General features: G+C 63.0%; 15 protein-coding genes and 1 riboswitch. Of the genes, 7 read left to right on the top strand and 8 right to left on the bottom strand.

Annotated elements, in window-relative coordinates:
* The first annotated feature begins 72 nt into the window (after positions 1-72).
* The 4 genes from chvE to araD1 all read left to right on the top strand — a co-directional run bounded on the left by chvE (position 73) and on the right by araD1 (position 5309).
* On the top strand, positions 73-1143 hold the full coding sequence (gene chvE / locus X726_RS156205; RefSeq protein WP_023669639.1) for a multiple monosaccharide ABC transporter substrate-binding protein: 1071 nt from the start codon (positions 73-75) through the stop codon (positions 1141-1143).
* 152 nt (positions 1144-1295) lie between these two features.
* The gene (mmsA, locus tag X726_RS156210) at positions 1296-2828 is read left to right on the top strand and encodes a multiple monosaccharide ABC transporter ATP-binding protein (RefSeq protein WP_027049369.1); all 1533 of its coding nucleotides are present in this window, start codon (positions 1296-1298) and stop codon (positions 2826-2828) included.
* Positions 2825-4111, top strand: coding sequence for a multiple monosaccharide ABC transporter permease (gene mmsB / locus X726_RS156215; protein ID WP_023669637.1), 1287 nt, complete (start codon positions 2825-2827; stop codon positions 4109-4111). The genes mmsA and mmsB overlap by 4 nt, the downstream gene beginning before the upstream one ends.
* A 202-nt stretch (positions 4112-4313) precedes the next feature.
* A complete protein-coding gene (gene araD1, locus X726_RS156220) occupies positions 4314-5309 on the top strand; it encodes an AraD1 family protein (RefSeq protein WP_023669636.1) in 996 nt (331 codons plus the stop codon).
* A gap of 131 nt (positions 5310-5440) precedes the next feature.
* Here araD1 and X726_RS156225 read toward each other — a convergent pair whose 3' ends face one another.
* Together X726_RS156225 and X726_RS156230 are read right to left on the bottom strand one after the other, a co-directional pair.
* Complete coding sequence (locus X726_RS156225) at positions 5441-6211, bottom strand: ABC transporter substrate-binding protein (RefSeq protein WP_023669635.1); 771 nt, start codon at positions 6209-6211, stop codon at positions 5441-5443.
* 101 nt (positions 6212-6312) lie between these two features.
* Positions 6313-7407: a 2'-deoxycytidine 5'-triphosphate deaminase gene (locus X726_RS156230; RefSeq protein ID WP_023669634.1), complete on the bottom strand. Its 1095-nt coding sequence runs from the start codon at positions 7405-7407 to the stop codon at positions 6313-6315.
* Between the two features lie 140 nt (positions 7408-7547).
* A riboswitch (SAM riboswitch) is annotated at positions 7548-7625 on the top strand.
* Positions 7626-7682: 57 nt separating this feature from the next.
* Between X726_RS156230 and X726_RS156235 the strand changes: the two genes are divergently transcribed.
* On the top strand, positions 7683-8873 hold the full coding sequence (locus X726_RS156235; protein WP_023669633.1) for an O-succinylhomoserine sulfhydrylase: 1191 nt from the start codon (positions 7683-7685) through the stop codon (positions 8871-8873).
* Positions 8874-8884: 11 nt separating this feature from the next.
* On the opposite strand, the gene X726_RS156240 is transcribed toward X726_RS156235, so the two are convergent.
* Positions 8885-10036: a ceramide glucosyltransferase gene (locus X726_RS156240; RefSeq protein ID WP_023669632.1), complete on the bottom strand. Its 1152-nt coding sequence runs from the start codon at positions 10034-10036 to the stop codon at positions 8885-8887.
* 221 nt (positions 10037-10257) lie between these two features.
* Between X726_RS156240 and apaG the strand changes: the two genes are divergently transcribed.
* On the top strand, positions 10258-10650 hold the full coding sequence (gene apaG / locus X726_RS156245) for a Co2+/Mg2+ efflux protein ApaG (protein ID WP_023669631.1): 393 nt from the start codon (positions 10258-10260) through the stop codon (positions 10648-10650).
* Positions 10651-10835: 185 nt separating this feature from the next.
* On the opposite strand, the gene X726_RS156250 is transcribed toward apaG, so the two are convergent.
* The 3 genes from X726_RS156250 to X726_RS156260 all read right to left on the bottom strand — a co-directional run bounded on the left by X726_RS156250 (position 10836) and on the right by X726_RS156260 (position 14105).
* Positions 10836-11867 carry an Hsp33 family molecular chaperone gene (locus tag X726_RS156250; protein WP_031195623.1) on the bottom strand — a complete coding sequence of 344 codons (1032 nt, stop codon included), beginning with the start codon at positions 11865-11867 and terminating at the stop codon, positions 10836-10838.
* A gap of 108 nt (positions 11868-11975) precedes the next feature.
* Positions 11976-12887 carry an ornithine carbamoyltransferase gene (gene argF, locus X726_RS156255; protein ID WP_023669629.1) on the bottom strand — a complete coding sequence of 304 codons (912 nt, stop codon included), beginning with the start codon at positions 12885-12887 and terminating at the stop codon, positions 11976-11978.
* A gap of 18 nt (positions 12888-12905) precedes the next feature.
* Positions 12906-14105 (bottom strand): aspartate aminotransferase family protein, encoded by a 1200-nt coding sequence (locus X726_RS156260; protein WP_023669628.1) that lies wholly within the window; start codon positions 14103-14105, stop codon positions 12906-12908.
* 358 nt (positions 14106-14463) lie between these two features.
* Here X726_RS156260 and X726_RS156265 point away from each other — a divergent pair, with 358 nt between their 5' ends.
* A complete protein-coding gene (locus tag X726_RS156265) occupies positions 14464-14982 on the top strand; it encodes a GcrA family cell cycle regulator (protein WP_023669627.1) in 519 nt (172 codons plus the stop codon).
* A gap of 104 nt (positions 14983-15086) precedes the next feature.
* Here X726_RS156265 and X726_RS156270 read toward each other — a convergent pair whose 3' ends face one another.
* Together X726_RS156270 and phoU are read right to left on the bottom strand one after the other, a co-directional pair.
* Complete coding sequence (locus tag X726_RS156270; RefSeq protein WP_023669626.1) at positions 15087-16094, bottom strand: magnesium and cobalt transport protein CorA; 1008 nt, start codon at positions 16092-16094, stop codon at positions 15087-15089.
* Between the two features lie 95 nt (positions 16095-16189).
* Positions 16190-16912, bottom strand: coding sequence for a phosphate signaling complex protein PhoU (gene phoU / locus X726_RS156275; protein WP_023669625.1), 723 nt, complete (start codon positions 16910-16912; stop codon positions 16190-16192).
* Positions 16913-16919 lie beyond the last annotated feature (7 nt).

Genomic DNA, 16919 nt, shown 5'->3' with positions numbered 1-16919 from the left:
TGGTGCATCCGCCCGACTGCGCGGCCCGCGAAGCCCCGAGGTGTCGCGTCCATCAACCAGGGAGAGTTTTACGTGAAAATCATCAAGACACTGGCCGCCGTCGCGGCCCTTGGCATCGCTGCCATGACCTACTCGGCGCACGCAGCCGACAAGGGTCTTGTCGGCGTGCTGATGCCGACCAAGACCTCGCAGCGCTGGATCAATGACGGCGATGCCGTCAAGTCCCAGCTCGAAGCTCTCGGCTACACGGTCGACCTGCAGTACGCGCAGGACGACATCCCCAACCAGCTCAGCCAGCTGGAAAACGAAATCACCAAGGGCCCGAAGGCGCTGATCATCGCTTCGATCGACGGCACGACCCTGTCGGACGCGCTGCAGAAGGCCGCTGACGCCGGCGTCGTCGTTGTCGCCTATGACCGCCTGATCAAGAAGACCGCCAATGTCGATTACTACACCACCTTCGACAATTTCGGCGTCGGCGTGATCCAGGCGAACTCGCTGGTCAAGGGCCTCAAGGAGCGCTTCCCGAACACCAAGCCGTGGAACGTCGAACTGTTCGGCGGCTCGCCGGACGACAACAACGCCTTCTTCTTCTACAACGGCGCAATCTCGGTGCTGCAGCCGCTGATCGATGACGGCTCGCTCAAGATCAAGTCCGGCCAGACCGGCATGGACAAGGTCGGCACGCTGCGCTGGCTCGCCGCCACCGCCCAGGCGCGCATGGACAACCTGCTGTCGGCCAACTACTCGGACGGCAGCCGCGTCGATGGCGTTCTTTCGCCCTATGACGGCCTGTCGCGCGGCATCACCGCTTCGCTGCGCGCCGTCGGTTACGGCACCGACGCCCAGCCGTGGCCGATCGTGACCGGCCAGGACGCCGAGACCGCTTCGGTCAAGCTGATCATCACGGGCGAGCAATACTCGACCGTGTTCAAGGACACCCGCGAACTGGCCAAGGCCACCGTCGAACTCGTCGACAAGGTGCTCTCGGGCGGCAAGCCGGACGGCCTCGATGAAAAGACCTACAATAACGACGTCAAGGTCGTCCCCTCGATCCTTTTGACGCCGCATGAGGTCGACAAGTCGAACTACCAGGCACTGGTCGTCGACTCCGGCTACATCAAGGCCGACGAACTGAAGTAATCCGTTTATAAAGACAGGGGTCCTGCGCGACGCAGGACCCCTTTCCGTTCACAAGCGACCCCGGTATTGTTTCTACCGGACTTAGTTTGCGTGCATGTCGTTGCCTCAAACCGCAAGCACTTTGGAGCGACATGCAACAGGAGGAGCTTGCCCTGATGACGACGATTTTGGAGATGCGCGACATCACCAAGACGTTCCCCGGCGTGAAGGCGCTGTCGAACGTCAACCTCAGCGTCGAAGAAGGCGAGATCCACGCCGTGGTTGGCGAGAACGGCGCCGGCAAGTCGACGCTGATGAAGGTTCTGTCGGGCGTCTATCCCGCCGGCACCTATGACGGCCAGATCATTTTTCAGGGTCAGGAATGCCAGTTCAAAGGTATCCATGACAGCGAACACAAGGGCATCGTCATCATCCACCAGGAGCTAGCGCTGGTGCCGATGCTGTCGATCACCGAAAATATCTTCCTCGGCAACGAAAACGCCCGATACGGCGTCATCGACTGGGATGCCAACGAGGCGCGCACCGCTGCCCTGTTGAAGAAGGTGGGCCTCAAGGAGGACCCCAAGACACTGATCACCAATATCGGCGTCGGCAAGCAGCAGCTGGTCGAGATCGCCAAGGCGCTGAGCAAGGACGTCAAGCTTTTGATCCTCGATGAGCCGACCGCGTCGCTCAGCGAGAAAGACAGCCAGGCGCTGCTCGATCTTCTGCTCGAATTCAAGCGCCAAGGCATGACCTCGATCCTGATCTCGCACAAGCTCAACGAGATCAACCGGGTCGCCGACAAGGTAACCGTCATCCGTGACGGGCGCACCATCGAGACGCTGGCCAAGAAGGATATCTCCGAAGACCGCATCATCACCTCGATGGTCGGCCGTTCGCTCGACGACCGCTATCCGCCGCGCGAGCCCAAGATCGGCGAAGTCGTGTTCGAGGTGAAAAACTGGTCGGTCTATCACCCGCTCCATGCCGAGCGGCAGGTGATCAAGGGCATCGACATCAATGTGCGCAAGGGCGAGGTGGTCGGCATCGCCGGGCTGATGGGCGCCGGCCGCACCGAATTCGCCATGAGCCTGTTCGGCCGCTCCTATGGCCGCCGCATCACCGGCGAAGTGCTGCTCAAGGGCAAGCCGGTCGATGTCTCGTCGGTAAGCAAGGCGGTCCAACACGGCATCGCCTATGTCACCGAGGACCGCAAGACCTACGGCCTCAACCTCATCGACCATATCAAGCATAACATTACGCTGGCCAATCTCGACGGCGTGTCGCGCCACAGCGTGATCGACGACATGCGCGAACTTGCGGTCGCCAACGACTATCGCAAGAAGACCAATATCCGTGCGTCAAGCGTCTATCAGATGACCGGCAATCTTTCCGGCGGCAACCAGCAGAAGGTGGTGCTGTCGAAGTGGTTGTTTGCCGACCCTGACGTGCTGATCCTCGACGAGCCGACACGCGGCATTGATGTCGGCGCCAAGTATGAAATCTACACGATCATCGCGCGCCTTGCCTCGGAGGGTAAGGCGATCGTGGTCATCTCGTCGGAAATGCCGGAATTGCTAGGGATTACCGACCGCATCTACGTCATGAACGAAGGGCGCATGGTGGGCGAAATGCCGGCGGCGGAAGCAAGCCAGGAAAAGATAATGCGCGCCATCGTCCGGGGAGAAGGAAAAGCAGCATGAGCACCGAAAGCGCCCCCGCCCCGCAGGGCAACGTCGCCGACGAACAGCGCCCGCGCATCGCCGTCTCGGCGCTGGCGACGAATTTGCGCGAATACGGGCTGATCATAGCGCTGATCGTCATCATGCTGTTCTTCCAGTTCACCACGTCGGGGACGTTGTTCAAGCCGGTCAACCTCAGCAATCTGGTGCAGCAGAACTCCTTCATCATCGTGATGGCGCTGGGCATGCTGCTGGTGATCGTATCGGGCTATATCGACCTCAGCGTCGGATCGGTCGCCGGTTTCATTGGCGCGCTGGCGGCAAACATGATGGTCATCTGGCAACTCGGACCGCTGAGCAATCCCCTGGTGGTTTCGATCGTCTGCCTGGTCGCGGGTGGCCTGATCGGCGCCGCGCAAGGGTATTGGATCGCCTATCACCGGATACCGAGCTTCATTGTCACGCTGGCCGGAATGCTGATCTTCCGCGGCATTTGCCAGGCGTTGCTTGGCGGCGGCTCGTCGGTGGGTCCGCTTCCCGACGACTTCAAGATGCTCAGTTCCGGCTTCATCCCGGATGTGATCGGCCCACTGACGCTCGTCCCGCCGGTCGTGAACGCAGCCGGCAAGACCATCATGGGCAGCGGCGTGACCCTGCACATGACGACGGTCGTGCTGGGGCTGATCGCCGTGCTCGCCTATGCCTATTTCGGGGTCCGCACCCGGCGCAAACGAGAACGCCATGGTTATGAGGCCGAGCCCTTCACCCTGTTCGTCGTCAAGACGCTGGTCGCCAGCGCGCTGGCGCTGTTCCTGGTCTATGAGTTTGCCAGCTACCGCGGCCTGCCCGTGGTGCTGCTGGTCATGGGCGTGCTGATCACGCTGTTCGTCTTCGTCACCAAGCGCATGACCATCGGGAGGCGCATCTACGCCATGGGCGGCAATCCCAAGGCGGCGCAGCTGTCGGGCATCAACACCGAGCGGCTGACGCTGATGGTGTTCATCAATATGGGCGTGCTGTCGGCGCTTGGCGGCCTGATCATCGCGGCTCGTCTGGGCCAGGCGGTCCCGGCGGCGGGTCTCGGCTCGGAGCTCGACGTCATCGCCGCCGTGTTCATCGGCGGCGCCTCGGCGATGGGCGGCGTCGGCCAGGTCATCGGGGCGGTCGTCGGCGGCTTCATCATGGGCGTGATGAACAACGGCATGTCGATCATGGGCGTCAATGTCGACTGGCAGCAGGTGGTCAAAGGCCTGGTGCTGCTCGGCGCCGTGATCTTCGACGTCTACAACAAGAACAAGGCCTGACAAGCTTCAGGCGAGGCAAGCAGGAGGCATACGGTCGCGGCGCAGCCGGCAAGTTGTCGGCATAAGAAGTCCCCCGAGGGATGGAGCTCGCGAGCGCAATCCGGACGAAGAGTTCAACCCGTGGCGCGGCGAGGTCCGAGCCGCGCAGGTCAAGGTTTGCCAAGGGGCAACCCGGCCAAGGCACATGAGAGAGGATTTCATCATGCTGATCTCCCAGATCCTCGACGACGCCGAGACCATCCGCGTCGTCGCCCGCAATGGCGGCGGCAAGACCAGGATCATCAACGGCGCCCGCAGCGTCTATTCGCTGGCCATGGAAGCCGCGCGCACCGGAACGGGCCTCGCCGCGCTGATCGAGCGCAAGGGGTTCGGTGAAGCGATAGACCTCGACGCCGTCTACAAGAAGGGCCGGCTGGTGTCGCCGATCAACCATCCCGATCCTGCGCATCTGCATCTGACCGGCACCGGCCTGACCCATCTCGGCTCGGCGGCGACGCGCGATTCCATGCACAAGAAGCTCAGCGATGGCGGCGAGGAGCAGCTTACCGATTCCATGAAGATGTTCCGCATGGGGCTCGAAGGCGGCAAGCCGGCCAAGGGCCAGACCGGCGTGCAGCCGGAATGGTTCTACAAGGGCAACGGCACCATGGCGGTGGCGCCGGGCGCCGCACTGATGTCGCCGGCCTTTGCGCAGGACGCCGGCGAGGAGCCGGAAATCGCCGGCATCTATGTCATCGGCGACGACGGCGCGCCGTTCCGCGTCGGCTTCACGCTGTCGAACGAGTTTTCCGATCATGTTACCGAGCGGGTGAACTATCTGTTCCTGGCACATTCCAAACTGCGCAACGCCTCGTTCGGGCCGGAAATCCTGATCGGCGACCTGCCGGCCGACGTCAGGGGCTCATCGCGAATCTATCGCGACAGCAATTTGCTGTGGGAAAAGCCGTTCCTGTCGGGCGAAGCGAACATGTCGCACACAATCGCCAATCTCGAACATCATCACTTCAAATATTCGGCCTTCCGCCAGCCGGGCGACGTGCATGTGCACATGTTCGGCACGGCGACGCTGTCCTTTGCCGACGGCATCAAGACTCAGGCCGGCGACGTGTTCGAGATCGAGGCCGGGGATTTCGGCCTGCCGCTGCGCAACCCGCTGGAGATCGAGCAGCCGGTGAAGGTGGCGGTGAAGGCGCTTTGAGAGCGTAATCTCCCTCCTTGAGGGGGAGATGTCGCCGAAGGCGACAGAGGGGGTCGCCTCTCGTAGANAGCGACCCCCTCTGGCCTGCCGGCCATCTCCCCCTCAAGGGGGGAGATTTGGCAGTTCCAACCTCAATAAATATCGAAATCGAAATACTTGGCCTGGATCTTCTTGTAAGTGCCGTCGGCGACGATGGCGTCTATCGCCGCATTCAGCTTGTCGCGCAGCGCCGTGTCTTCCAGGCGGACAGCGATGCCGGCTTGCGTCTCGGTGCCCTTGACGTCGCCGACAAGCTTGCAGCAGCCTTCGCTCGCCTTCTTCAGCCAGTCCATCAGCACGAACTTGTCGGAGATGACGGCGTCGAGACGGCCGTTCTGCAAGTCGGTGATCGCCTCTTCCTGGGTGGGGTAGAGTTTCGCCTCGGCGCCGGCCTTGCCATAGGCGTCCTGCGCATAGTCGGCCTGGGTGGTCGAGGCCTGCGCGCCCACCGTCTTGCCGGCAAGGGCTGCCGGTTCGGTGGAAGTGAGGTCGCTGTCCTTGGGCGCCACCAGCGCCAGCGGCGTCGTGTAGTATTTGTTGGTGAAGGCGACCTGTTTCTTGCGCTCCTCGGTGATGCTCATCGAGGCGATGATGGCGTCGAACTTTTTCGCCTGCAGCGCCGGGATGATGCCGTCCCAGTCCTGGGTGACGATCTCGCACTCGACCTTCATCTGCGCACACAGCGCATTGGCAATGTCGATGTCGAAGCCCTCGATCTTGCCGTCCGCGGTGATGGTGTTGAAGGGCGGATAAGCGCCCTCGGTGCCGATCTTCAATTTCTCCTGCGCCTCAGCCAGCGAGCCGGCCGATATCACCAGCATGGCAGCGCCCGCTGCCGATATGATCCATCTTGAAATCTGCATTTTGGTTCCCCTTGCGCGCCGTTCTCTTGCCGGCCACCGAAAGGCAGCCAAGCATGGTGAGGCAGCGCAGGCAAGTATTTTGCCTGACGGTGATCGAAGGTTCAGCCGGCGGGGCGGAAATGCTTGGAGAGCTTGAGGCCTTGCGCCTGGTAATTCGAGCCGAGATCGGTGCCGTAAAGCGCCTGCGGCCGCTTCAGCATGTGTTCGTAGACCAGCCGGCCGACGATCTGGCCGTGGTCGAGGATGAACGGCACTTCGTGGCTGCGCACTTCGAGCACCGCCCGGCTGCCGGTGCCGCCTGAGGCCGAATGGCCGAAGCCCGGATCGAAGAAGCCGGCATAGTGAACACGGAATTCGCCAACCAGCGGATCGAAGGGCGTCATCTCGGCGGCGTAGAGCGGCGGCACGTGCACGGCTTCGCGGCTGACCAGGATGTAGAACTCGTCCGGGTCGAGCACCAGTTCGCCGGCGCCGCTCTTATAGAGCGGCTCCCAGAAATCGACGGCATCCTGGGCGGCGCGCTTGTCGACATCGACCAAGCCGGTGTGATGCTTGCCGCGATAGCCGACCAGGCCGTTCTGGTCGCCGTCAAGATCGATCGACAGCGCAATGCCGCCGCCGGAAATGTTGGGCGGCTCGGTCGCCACCAGCATCTCGGCGCGGTGCAATTCGTTCAGTTCTGCCTCCGACAACAGCGCGTTGCCGGTGCGAAAGCGGATCTGCGACAGCCTCGATCCGGCGCGTACGACGATCGGGAAGGTGCGCGGACTGACTTCGAGATAAAGCGGCCCGTGATAGCCGGGGGCGATCTTGTCGAACTCATGGCCGCGATCGGTCATCACCCGGGTGAAGATGTCGAGCCGGCCGGTCGAGCTCTTCGGGTTGGCCGAGGCCGACACGTTTGCGGGCAGCGCCAGGCGTTCGAGCAGCGGCACGATGTAGACGCAGCCGGTTTCCAGCACCGCGCCCTCGGCGAGACTGAACTCATGCAATTTCAGCCGGTGAAGCTTGTCGGCCACCAGATGATCGGGACCCGGCAGGAAGGAGGCGCGCACGCGAAAAGCCTTGTCGCCGAGCCTGAGATCGAGGCTCGCCGGCTGCACCTGGTCGACATCGAGCGCGCGCGGCGACTTCAGCGCGCCGGACTGAAACAGCGCGGAAATGTCCTGATCGGGAAGAATGCCTGTCTGCCGCAAAAGGCTGGCTCCGCTCCAAGGTCGGTCTCTTTGTGGCAGGTTCTTGCCGCAAAACCGCTGGATATTATTGCGGAACCTGCCTGGTACAAACCTCTTAATGAAGCCGGCAATTGACGCAAGCGCAGGTGAGGTCTAAAGGGTCGTTATCCCGTGGTGATTTGGCCGGTCGGCTTGCAGCCACGTTAAACAAGTCGCTAAAGGACCGTCGGGCCGCAAGGCCATATGGACCGGTTGCGACTTTCGCGGCCGGTTTTTTTGTGTCTGGAACAAAAGCGATGAGCACCAAGAAGCGTAACTGGAAACCTCAGACCGCACTCGTGCACGGGGGAACGCTGCGTTCCCAGTTCGGCGAGACGTCCGAAGCGATGTACCTCACCCAAGGCTATGTCTACGAGACGGCGCAGGCTGCCGAGGCCCGTTTCAAGGGCGAGGAGCCGGGCTTCATCTATTCGCGCTATGCCAACCCTACCGTCGACATGTTCGAAAAGCGCATGTGCGCGCTGGAGGGTGCCGAAGATGCGCGCGCCACGGCGTCCGGCATGGCTGCGGTGACGGCAGCGCTCCTGTGCAGCGCCAAGGCCGGCGACCATATCGTTGCGGCGCGCGCGCTGTTCGGCTCCTGCCGCTGGGTGGTGGAGACGCTGGCGCCGAAATACGGCATCGAGGCAACGCTGGTCGACGGCACCGACATCGCCAACTGGGAAAAGGCGGTGCGGCCGAACACGAAACTGTTCTTCCTGGAAAGCCCGACCAATCCGACGCTGGAAGTGGTCGACATCGCAGCGGTGGCGGCGCTCGCCACCTCGATCGGCGCCAGGCTGATCGTCGACAATGTCTTTGCCACGCCCTTGCAGCAGAAGCCCTTGCAGCTCGGCGCCCATATCGTCGTCTACTCCGCGACCAAGCACATTGACGGCCAGGGACGCTGTCTCGGCGGCATCATCCTGTCGGACAAGAAATGGATCGACGAGAATTTGCACGACTATTTCCGCCACACCGGCCCGAGCCTGTCGCCGTTCAACGCCTGGACGCTGCTCAAGGGCCTGGAGACGCTGCCGGTTCGGGTGCGCCAGCAGACGGAAAGCGCGGCCAAGATCGCGGATTTCCTGGCAGGACGGCCGGAAATCGCCCGCGTCATCTATCCCGGCCGCGCCGACCACCCGCAGGCCGACATCGTCAAGAAGCAGATGACGGGCGGATCGACGCTGATCTGCCTCGACGTCAAGGGCGGCAAGCAGGCGGCCTTCGCCTTGCAGAACGCGCTCGACATCGTGCTGATCTCCAACAATCTCGGCGACGCCAAGAGCCTGATCACCCATCCGGCGACCACCACGCACAAGAACCTCAGCGACGAAGCTCGCGCCGAGCTTGGCATCGGGCCGGGAACGCTCAGGCTGTCGGTCGGTCTTGAGGATACGGACGATCTGCTGGAGGACGTTGCGCAGGCGCTGAAGGCAGCCGGATAGGCCGCGAGGCGTCACGCTCCCGACGAAACCTCTTCCAGTTCGGCCGTCTTGGTGCCGATGGTCATGGTGTTGCCGCGCCAGTCGACGGCGCCGCTCAGCCAGCCGCGCGCCCAGATGGCGGGAAGCATCATGTCGCGGACCATCATCGCCGGGACCATGCGCAGCGACAGATGCCAGCCCTTGGCCGCGGCCAGCGCGCATTCGGGAATGTAGGCCGCCGTCAGCACGGCCATCACCGTGGCCGGCAGGCTGATGCCGGCACTTGCGGCCGCCACCAGCGCCAACGCCAACGGCACGGCGACGCCGGTCAGGATCTCGGGTGCGAAAAACAGTGGGAAGGTGACGCGGCGCAACCGCGCCCAGCGCGCCTGGCGCGACCAGATGTCGGCAAGTCGGCGCTGCCCCAGTGGTTGCTCGAAAGGCGAGGCAACGAGATTGACGTGCAGGCCCAGTCCGTTGACCAGCTTGGTTGCAGCAGCATCCTCGGCGATCTCGGCGGCCAGCGCGCGGATACCGCCATTGGTATCGAGCATCGGCTTGTTCCACAGCATGCTCTTGCCCTGGGCAAAGCCGAGACCGAGCGCCTCGCCGGCATATTGCCAGCGCGCCTGCAGCGTGTTGAGGAACGCGCATTCGACCTCGGCCCAAAAGCCATCCGGCCGAGAGCCGATCGGCGTCGAGCAGATAAGCCCGGTATTGGTCCGCCAGGCCGCCATCAGGTGCTGGACGTAATCCCTTGGCATCAGCACGTTGGAATCCGCCAGAATAACCCAATGATAGCGCGCCGCTTCCCAGCCCTTGACGCAGTTGTTGAGCTTCGGGTTGCTGCTGACGCGGTCGTCGCCGATCAGCAGCCGGGCCGGCACGTTGGGAAACAGGACGATCGCCCTGTTTATCAGTTTGACGACGGGATCGTCGGCGTGAGCGACGCAGAAGATCAGTTCGTAGCGCGGCCAGTCGAGCGAGAAGGCTCGCTGCAGCGTCTCTTGTGTGAACGGCTCCACGCCGCGCGACGGCACGACGATCGAGACCGGTGGCTGCTCGCCGGACGGCGGAGGGATAAGGCGACGCGCTTGCAGTTTCGACGAAGCAAGCAGGATGCTGGCGAGATTGGAAAGAAGCAAAGCGGAGGAAGCGAAGGCGGCTGTGAGAGCTGGTTCCATCGAGATCTGGTCACTCCGGAAAGGCCGCTCGCGGCTGCTTTGTCAGTCGACAGATGGGCCTTGAGTCGCCGGCAAGGTTTGCGCACACCAACATTGTCATGTGTCACTTAAATGACATTGTTTGTCGGCACTGCGCTTTGAGGCTGGCAGGACATGCCGCTCTGCGCGTATCAAACCGCATGGCGCGACAAATGTTCCCTGCTGCGCAACCGGAGCAGCCCATGTACCGCGCCGTCACGCGCAACATCGAAGTGCAGGTCAGACCGTTCTACCTGGAGGACCGCTCGGACCCGGCGGAGAACCGTTATGTCTGGGGCTACCAGGTGACGATCGACAACCAGTCGGACGATTTCGTGCAGCTTATGGCGCGTTACTGGCACATCACCGACGGCAGCGGCCGGGTCGAGGAAGTGCGCGGCGCCGGCGTGGTCGGCGACCAGCCTGAGCTCAATCCCGGCGACAGCTATCAATACACGTCAGGCTGCCCGCTCTCGACGCCCTCCGGCTTCATGGTCGGCCACTACACCATGCGCAACAAAAAGGGCGAGACGTTCGACGTCGCTATTCCCGCGTTTTCGCTGGATCTGCCGGGGACCCGACGGACGGTGAATTAGGGGTTTTCTCCCCGTCACTATACGGGGAGAAATGCCCGGCAGGGCAATGAGGGGCAGCGCCAGAGTCATGAGGTTATCTTCCACGCACATGACCTAGGCTATGCGCGGCCATTCACCAAAGTTCGCGCTGCCCTCATCCGCCCTTCGGGCACCTTCTCCCCGTGAACGGGGAGAAGGAAGAGATGCTACTGAGTTGCAAACTCCGCCGGGTCGAAGTCGTACTGCTTCGAGCAGAACTCGCAGGCGACGTGGATGCCGCCATCTTCGGTGCTGTCCTTGATCTCCTGCGCGGAAAACCCCTCGAGGATGCCGCGTATCTTGTCCCTTGAGCAGGAACATTGGTCGGCGACCGGCACGCCGCCGAAGACGCGCACGCCATGTTCGTGGAACAGCCTGTAGAGCAGCCGCTCGGCGCCGATGGTCGGGTCGATCAGCTCGGTCGGCTCGATGGTGCCGAGCAGCGCCACCAGCTCGCGCCACGAATTGTCGGCCGGCTCCTGCGTCACGTCACGCGGATCGCCGTCGCCGCCCGAAATGTCGGGCACGCGCATGCGCTCGGGTGACTGCGGCAGGAACTGCGCCAGGATGCCGCCGGCGCGCCACTGCTCACGAGCGCCGCCGGGACCTGGCGTCAGAAGCTTGGCCACCGACAGCCTGAGGTCGGTCGGGATCTGCTCCGACTGGCGGAAATAGGTGCGCGCGGCGTCCTCCAGCGTCTCGCCGTCGAGCTGGACGATGCCCTGATAGCGCTGCGTGTGCGCGCCCTGGTCGATGGTCAGCGCCAAAACGCCGCTGCCCAGCAGCGTCTGCTGCGAGGTCTGGCCTGCGGCCACCAGGGCCTCCAGCCGGTCGGCGTCGAAACGCGCATAGGCGCGCAATGCCGAAGGCGTGGAGAAATCCGCGACCAGCATGTCGACCGGGCCGTCGGTGCGGGTCTGCAGGATGAACTTGCCTTCGAATTTGAGCGAGGTGCCGAGCAGCACCGTCAGCACACAGGCTTCCGCGAGCAGGCGGGCGACCGGCTCGGGATAGTCGTGACGGTTGAGGATGGCGTCGAGCATCGGCCCGAGTTGCACGGTGCGGCCGCGCACGTCGAGCGGGCCGACCTCGAAGGGTACGACATGATCGTCGCCGGCATAGCCGAACTCGCCGAGTTTGGGGTGATGTTCAGTCACTTGATGCGTTTCCAACATGACAAAGCTCCAGGGCGCGGCCATGCGGCCCGGAGGGGTGCATGCGTCCAAACGCGCTTGATTTGCGTGATGGGGCGCAAATAGGCATCGCGCCGCCCCGGATCAAGCGCTTGGAGATCAAGCGCCTGGAGATCAAGCGCCCAGACACCAGGCCAAAACCGCCTTCTGGGCGTGGAGCCGGTTCTCGGCTTCGTCGAAGACAACCGAATGCGGACCGTCGATGACCTCGTCGGTGACTTCCTCGCCGCGATGCGCCGGCAGGCAGTGCATGAACAGGGCGTCGGGCTTGGCCCTGGCCATCAGCGCCGCATTGACCTGATAGGGCGAGAAGACATTGTGGCCGCGGGCGCGGTGTTCCTGGCCCATCGACACCCAGCAGTCGGTGACGATGCAGTCGGCTTGGTCGACGGCTTCCTCGGGCGAGCGGGTGAAGTGCAGCTTGCCGCCATTGCTCTTCGACCAGTCGATATGCTTTTGCGCCGGCTCGCTGCCTTCCGGCACTGCGACGTTCAGGTTGAAGCGGAACCGCGCCGAAGCTTCGAGCAGCGAATGCAGCACGTTGTTGCCGTCGCCGGTCCAGGCGATGGTCTTGCCGGCAACCGGACCGCGATGCTCCTCGAAGGTCATGATGTCGGCCATCAGCTGACAGGGATGGGTGTCGTCGGTCAGCCCGTTGATGACCGGAATCGTGGCATTCTCGGTCAGCTCGAGCAGCCGCTCATGCGACGTGGTGCGGATCATGATGGCGTCGACATAGCGCGACAGCACCTTGGCGGTGTCGGCAATGGTCTCGGAACGGCCGAGCTGCATTTCGGTGCCGGTCAGCATGATGGTCTCGCCGCCGAGCTGTCGCATGCCGACGTCGAAGGACACGCGCGTGCGCGTCGACGGCTTGTCGAAGATCATGGCCAGCACCTTGCCTTCGAGCGGTTTGGTCCGTTCGCCGGCCTTGAGGCGCGCCTTGCGCACCACCGCATCGTCCAGCATCAGGCGCAGATCGCCTTCGGAAACGGCGGAAAGATCGGTGAAATGGCGAAGGCTCATCGGGAATGGTTCTCGGGATTACTTCGCGGCGGCCGCGGCGATGGCGTCGGTCAGGCCCTTGGCGCCGGCGCGGATGCGATCGAGCGCTTCGCCGATCTCGGCGTCGGTGACGGTCAGCGGCGGCAGCAGACGAATGACGTTGTCGCCGGCCGGCACCGCCAGCAGATGCTGGTCGCGCAGCGCCATGTTGACCTTGGTGTTGGGCATGGCGCATTTCAGGCCAAGCATCAGGCCGCTGCCCCTGATGCCTTCGATGACATCGGGAAATTCGTCGGCGACCGCCGCCAGGCCCTGCTTCATCAGCAATGCCTTGCGCTGGACGTCTTCGAGGAAGCCGTCTTCCAGCACGACGTCGAGCACAGCGTTGCCGACCGCCATGGCCAGCGGATTGCCGCCGAAAGTGGTGCCATGCACGCCTGCCGTCATGCCGACGACAGCGTCGTCGGTGGCGAGGCACGCGCCCATCGGGAAGCCGCCGCCAATGCCCTTGGCAATCGCCATGATGTCGGGCGTCACGCCGGTCCATTCATGCGCGAACAGCTTTCCGGTGCGACCGATACCGCACTGGACCTCATCGAAGATCAGCAGCAGGCCGTGCTGGTCGCAGAGCTGCCGCAGCCGTTTCAAGGATTGCGTCGGCACCGGGCGGATGCCGCCCTCGCCTTGCACCGGTTCGATCAGGATCGCGGCGGTCTCTGGTGTGATCGCCTTCTCGGCGGCGTCGATGTCGTCGAAGCCGACCTGGTCGAAGCCTTCGACCTTGGGCCCAAAACCTTCGAGATATTTGTACTGGCCGCCGGCGGCGATGGTCGCCAGCGTGCGGCCGTGGAAGGCGCCTTCGAAGGTGACGACCCGGAAGCGCTCGGGATGGCCCTTGACGAACTGGTAGCGCCGCGCCGTCTTGATCGCGCATTCGAGCGCCTCGGCGCCGGAATTGGTGAAGAACACCTTGTCGGCGAAGGTGGCGTCAGCCAGCCGCTCGCCGAGCCGGGTCTGCCCCGGGATCTCGTAGAGATTGGAGACGTGCCAGAGCTTGGCCGCCTGTTCGGTCAGCGCCGAGACCAGATGCGGATGGCTGTGGCCCAACGAATTGACCGCGATGCCGCCAGCGAAATCGAGATATCGCTCGCCCTTGTCGGTAACCAGCCAGGTGCCTTCGCCATGATCGAAGGCCAAAGGGGCGCGGGCAAAGGTCTCGTAAAGCGCCGAACCGCTCATTATATGCGTCTCCGGTACCGGAAAAATCAAAAAAGCCGCCAAAGCGGCGGCCTTTGCGGCTTATCGTGTTTTTCGGCCATGAAGTCAACGAAAACGTCGTGCAGAGGCGCGTGGCCAGCTCCCGACGAGACGCCGGCTCATAAGCGACCGGGCAAGTTGGGGAAAACCTAAAAAACCGATTCGTGTTGCACCTGGGACTCTTGTCACCGAGTCAACACATGAGGTAATTGTAGTCGGGAAATAACTAGATTTCGTGCGGCGGACCTAATCACCTAATATATGTGGTGTCTGCCCCGGCAAAGATTGCCGGGTCGGGAACGGATTCCGGCTGCCGCACACTTAGCAGGAGCGCGGTCTCATGAACTGGACTGACGAGCGGGTCGAACTTCTCAGGAAACTGTGGTCGGAGGGCTTGAGCGCAAGCCAGATCGCCGCACAACTCGGCGGGGTCAGCCGCAACGCGGTCATCGGCAAGGTGCACCGGCTGAAGCTGTCGGGCCGCGGACGCTCGACCGCGACGCCGGCGCGTCAGAAGAAGACAACGCAGGGATCTTCGATCCAGAAATCGGTGCCGCGCGCCGCAACCACGCAGCGCCATGTCACGACGTCGATCGGGGCGAACGCGCTGCAGGCGCAGTTCGACGCCGAGCCAGTGGCGCGCCACTACATCCGCCCGGTCGAAAACGTCGTCGTGCCGATCTCGCGGCATCTGCAGCTCACCGATCTCACCGAGCGCACCTGCAAATGGCCGAATGGCGACCCGCTGTCGGAAGACTTCAACTTCTGCGGCAACGAGGCGGCCGAAACCGGACCTTACTGCAAGTACCACGCAAGGGTGGCGTTCCAGCCGGCTTCAGAGCGGCGCAGAAGCCGGTAGTTAGGAATAGGGATTGGGGACTGGGCAGTAGGGAATGGGGTAGCGCTCGTGAGGCGCTACCTTATTCTGCCTACTGCCTACTGCCTACTGCCTACTGCCTACCATCACAGCCACCCACTCTTCCGAAATCGCCAATACAAAAACGAGCAGATCAGCGCGATCGAGACCAATACGACGGGATAGCCGTATTGCATCTTCAGCTCCGGCATGTCGTCGAAATTCATGCCGTAAATGCCGGCGAGCGCCGTCGGCACCGCCAGGATCGCGGCCCATGAGGCCAGCTTCTTGGTGTTCGCGGTTTCCTGGCTCTGGCCGACCAGCAGGCTGGCTTCGAAAGCGAAGGCCAGAACCTCGCGCAGGCTGTCGATCTTTTCCTGCACGGTGCGGATATGATCGGTGACATCGCGAAACAGCGGATGCATGGCGGTATGGATCTGCGGCAGGTCGGCGCTGGTCAGCCGGCGGCAGACCTCGACCAGCGGCAGCGCCGCATTGCGCAGGCGCAACAGATCGCGGCGCAGCATATAGAGCCGCTCGATGTCGGGACCGGTCATCGGCTTCAGCAGCACCCTGTCCTCGATCGCCTCGACCTCGTCCTCGATCTGCTCGAGCACCGGCATGTAGTTGTCGACGATGAAGTCGAGAATGGCGTAGAGGACGAAATCCTCGCCCTTGGCCAGTGAGTGCGGACAGCTTTCCCAGTGCTGGCGCACGGCGGCGTATGAGGTCGAGGGACCATGCCTGACGCTGACGATATAGCCTGAGCCGACGAACAGATGCGTCTCGCCGAAGGTGACGCGTCCGTCGATCAGCTGTGCAGTGCGGGCAACGATGAACAACGCATCGCCATATTGCTCGATCTTCGGCCGCTGGTGCGGATGTTCGGCGTCTTCGATCGCCAGTTCGTGCAGATGAAATTGCGCCTTGACGCGCAGCAGAAGCTCGCGGTCGGGTTCGAGCAGCCCGATCCAGACGACATGGCCCGACTTCTTGGCCCATTCACCGGCTTCCTCGATCGGAATGTCGGCGATGCGCTTGCCGGCGGTGTAGACGCTCGACGCGATGATGCCGGACGATGCCGGCGCCGGCTTGAACTCTCGGACATATTCCATCGCAGCCTCCTGAGCGCCTGGCCTTGGCCAGGAACCGAGACGCTAACATCCGGGTAGTTTAGCGCAATATGATTAAGCGTTCGAGGGGCGCGCGATCACTTCACCGGCAGCGCCGGAAGGGCAATCTTGTCGGTCTTGTCGCCCTTTGGACGCTCGGCCGGCAACTGCTCGCCGGTGACGATGTAGTAGATCGTCTCGGCAATGTTGGTGGCGTGGTCGCCGATGCGCTCGATGTTCTTGGCGCAAAACAGCAGATGCGTGCACGGCGTGATGTTGCGCGGATCTTCCATCATGTAGGTCAAAAGCTCGCGAAACAGCGAGGTGTACATGGCATCGATCTGGTCGTCGCGGTCGCGAACGAAGCCTATTTTCTCGACCGAGCGCGAGGCATAGACGTCGAGCACTTCCTTGAGCTGGGTCAAAGCGAGTTCGGCCAGCGCCTCGAGGCCGCGAAACAGGCTGGTCGGCTGGCGGCCATCAATGACGCTGACCACACGCTTGGCGACGTTCTTGGCGAGGTCACCGACCCGTTCGAGGTCGGCCGAAATGCGGATGGCGCCGACGATCTCGCGCAGATCGGTCGCCATGGGCTGGCGCTTGGCGATGATGACGATGGCTTTGTCGTCGATTTCGCGCTGGCCCTCGTCAAGCACGATGTCGTCGCGGATGACCTTCTGGGCGAGGCCGGGATCGGCATTGACCAGCGCCTGGATCGCCTGCTCGACCATGCGCTCGGCATGGCCGCCCATCGCAGCGATGCGCTTCGCCAGGTATTTCAGCTCTTCGTCATAGGCGCTGACAATGTGTACGGACTGCATGGGCGAA

The sequence above is a fragment of the Mesorhizobium sp. LSJC285A00 genome (assembly GCF_000503155.1).
Taxonomy (GTDB): domain Bacteria; phylum Pseudomonadota; class Alphaproteobacteria; order Rhizobiales; family Rhizobiaceae; genus Mesorhizobium.
Note: the sequence above shows the minus strand (reverse complement) of the source record. Positions and strands in the feature narration are given on the sequence as shown.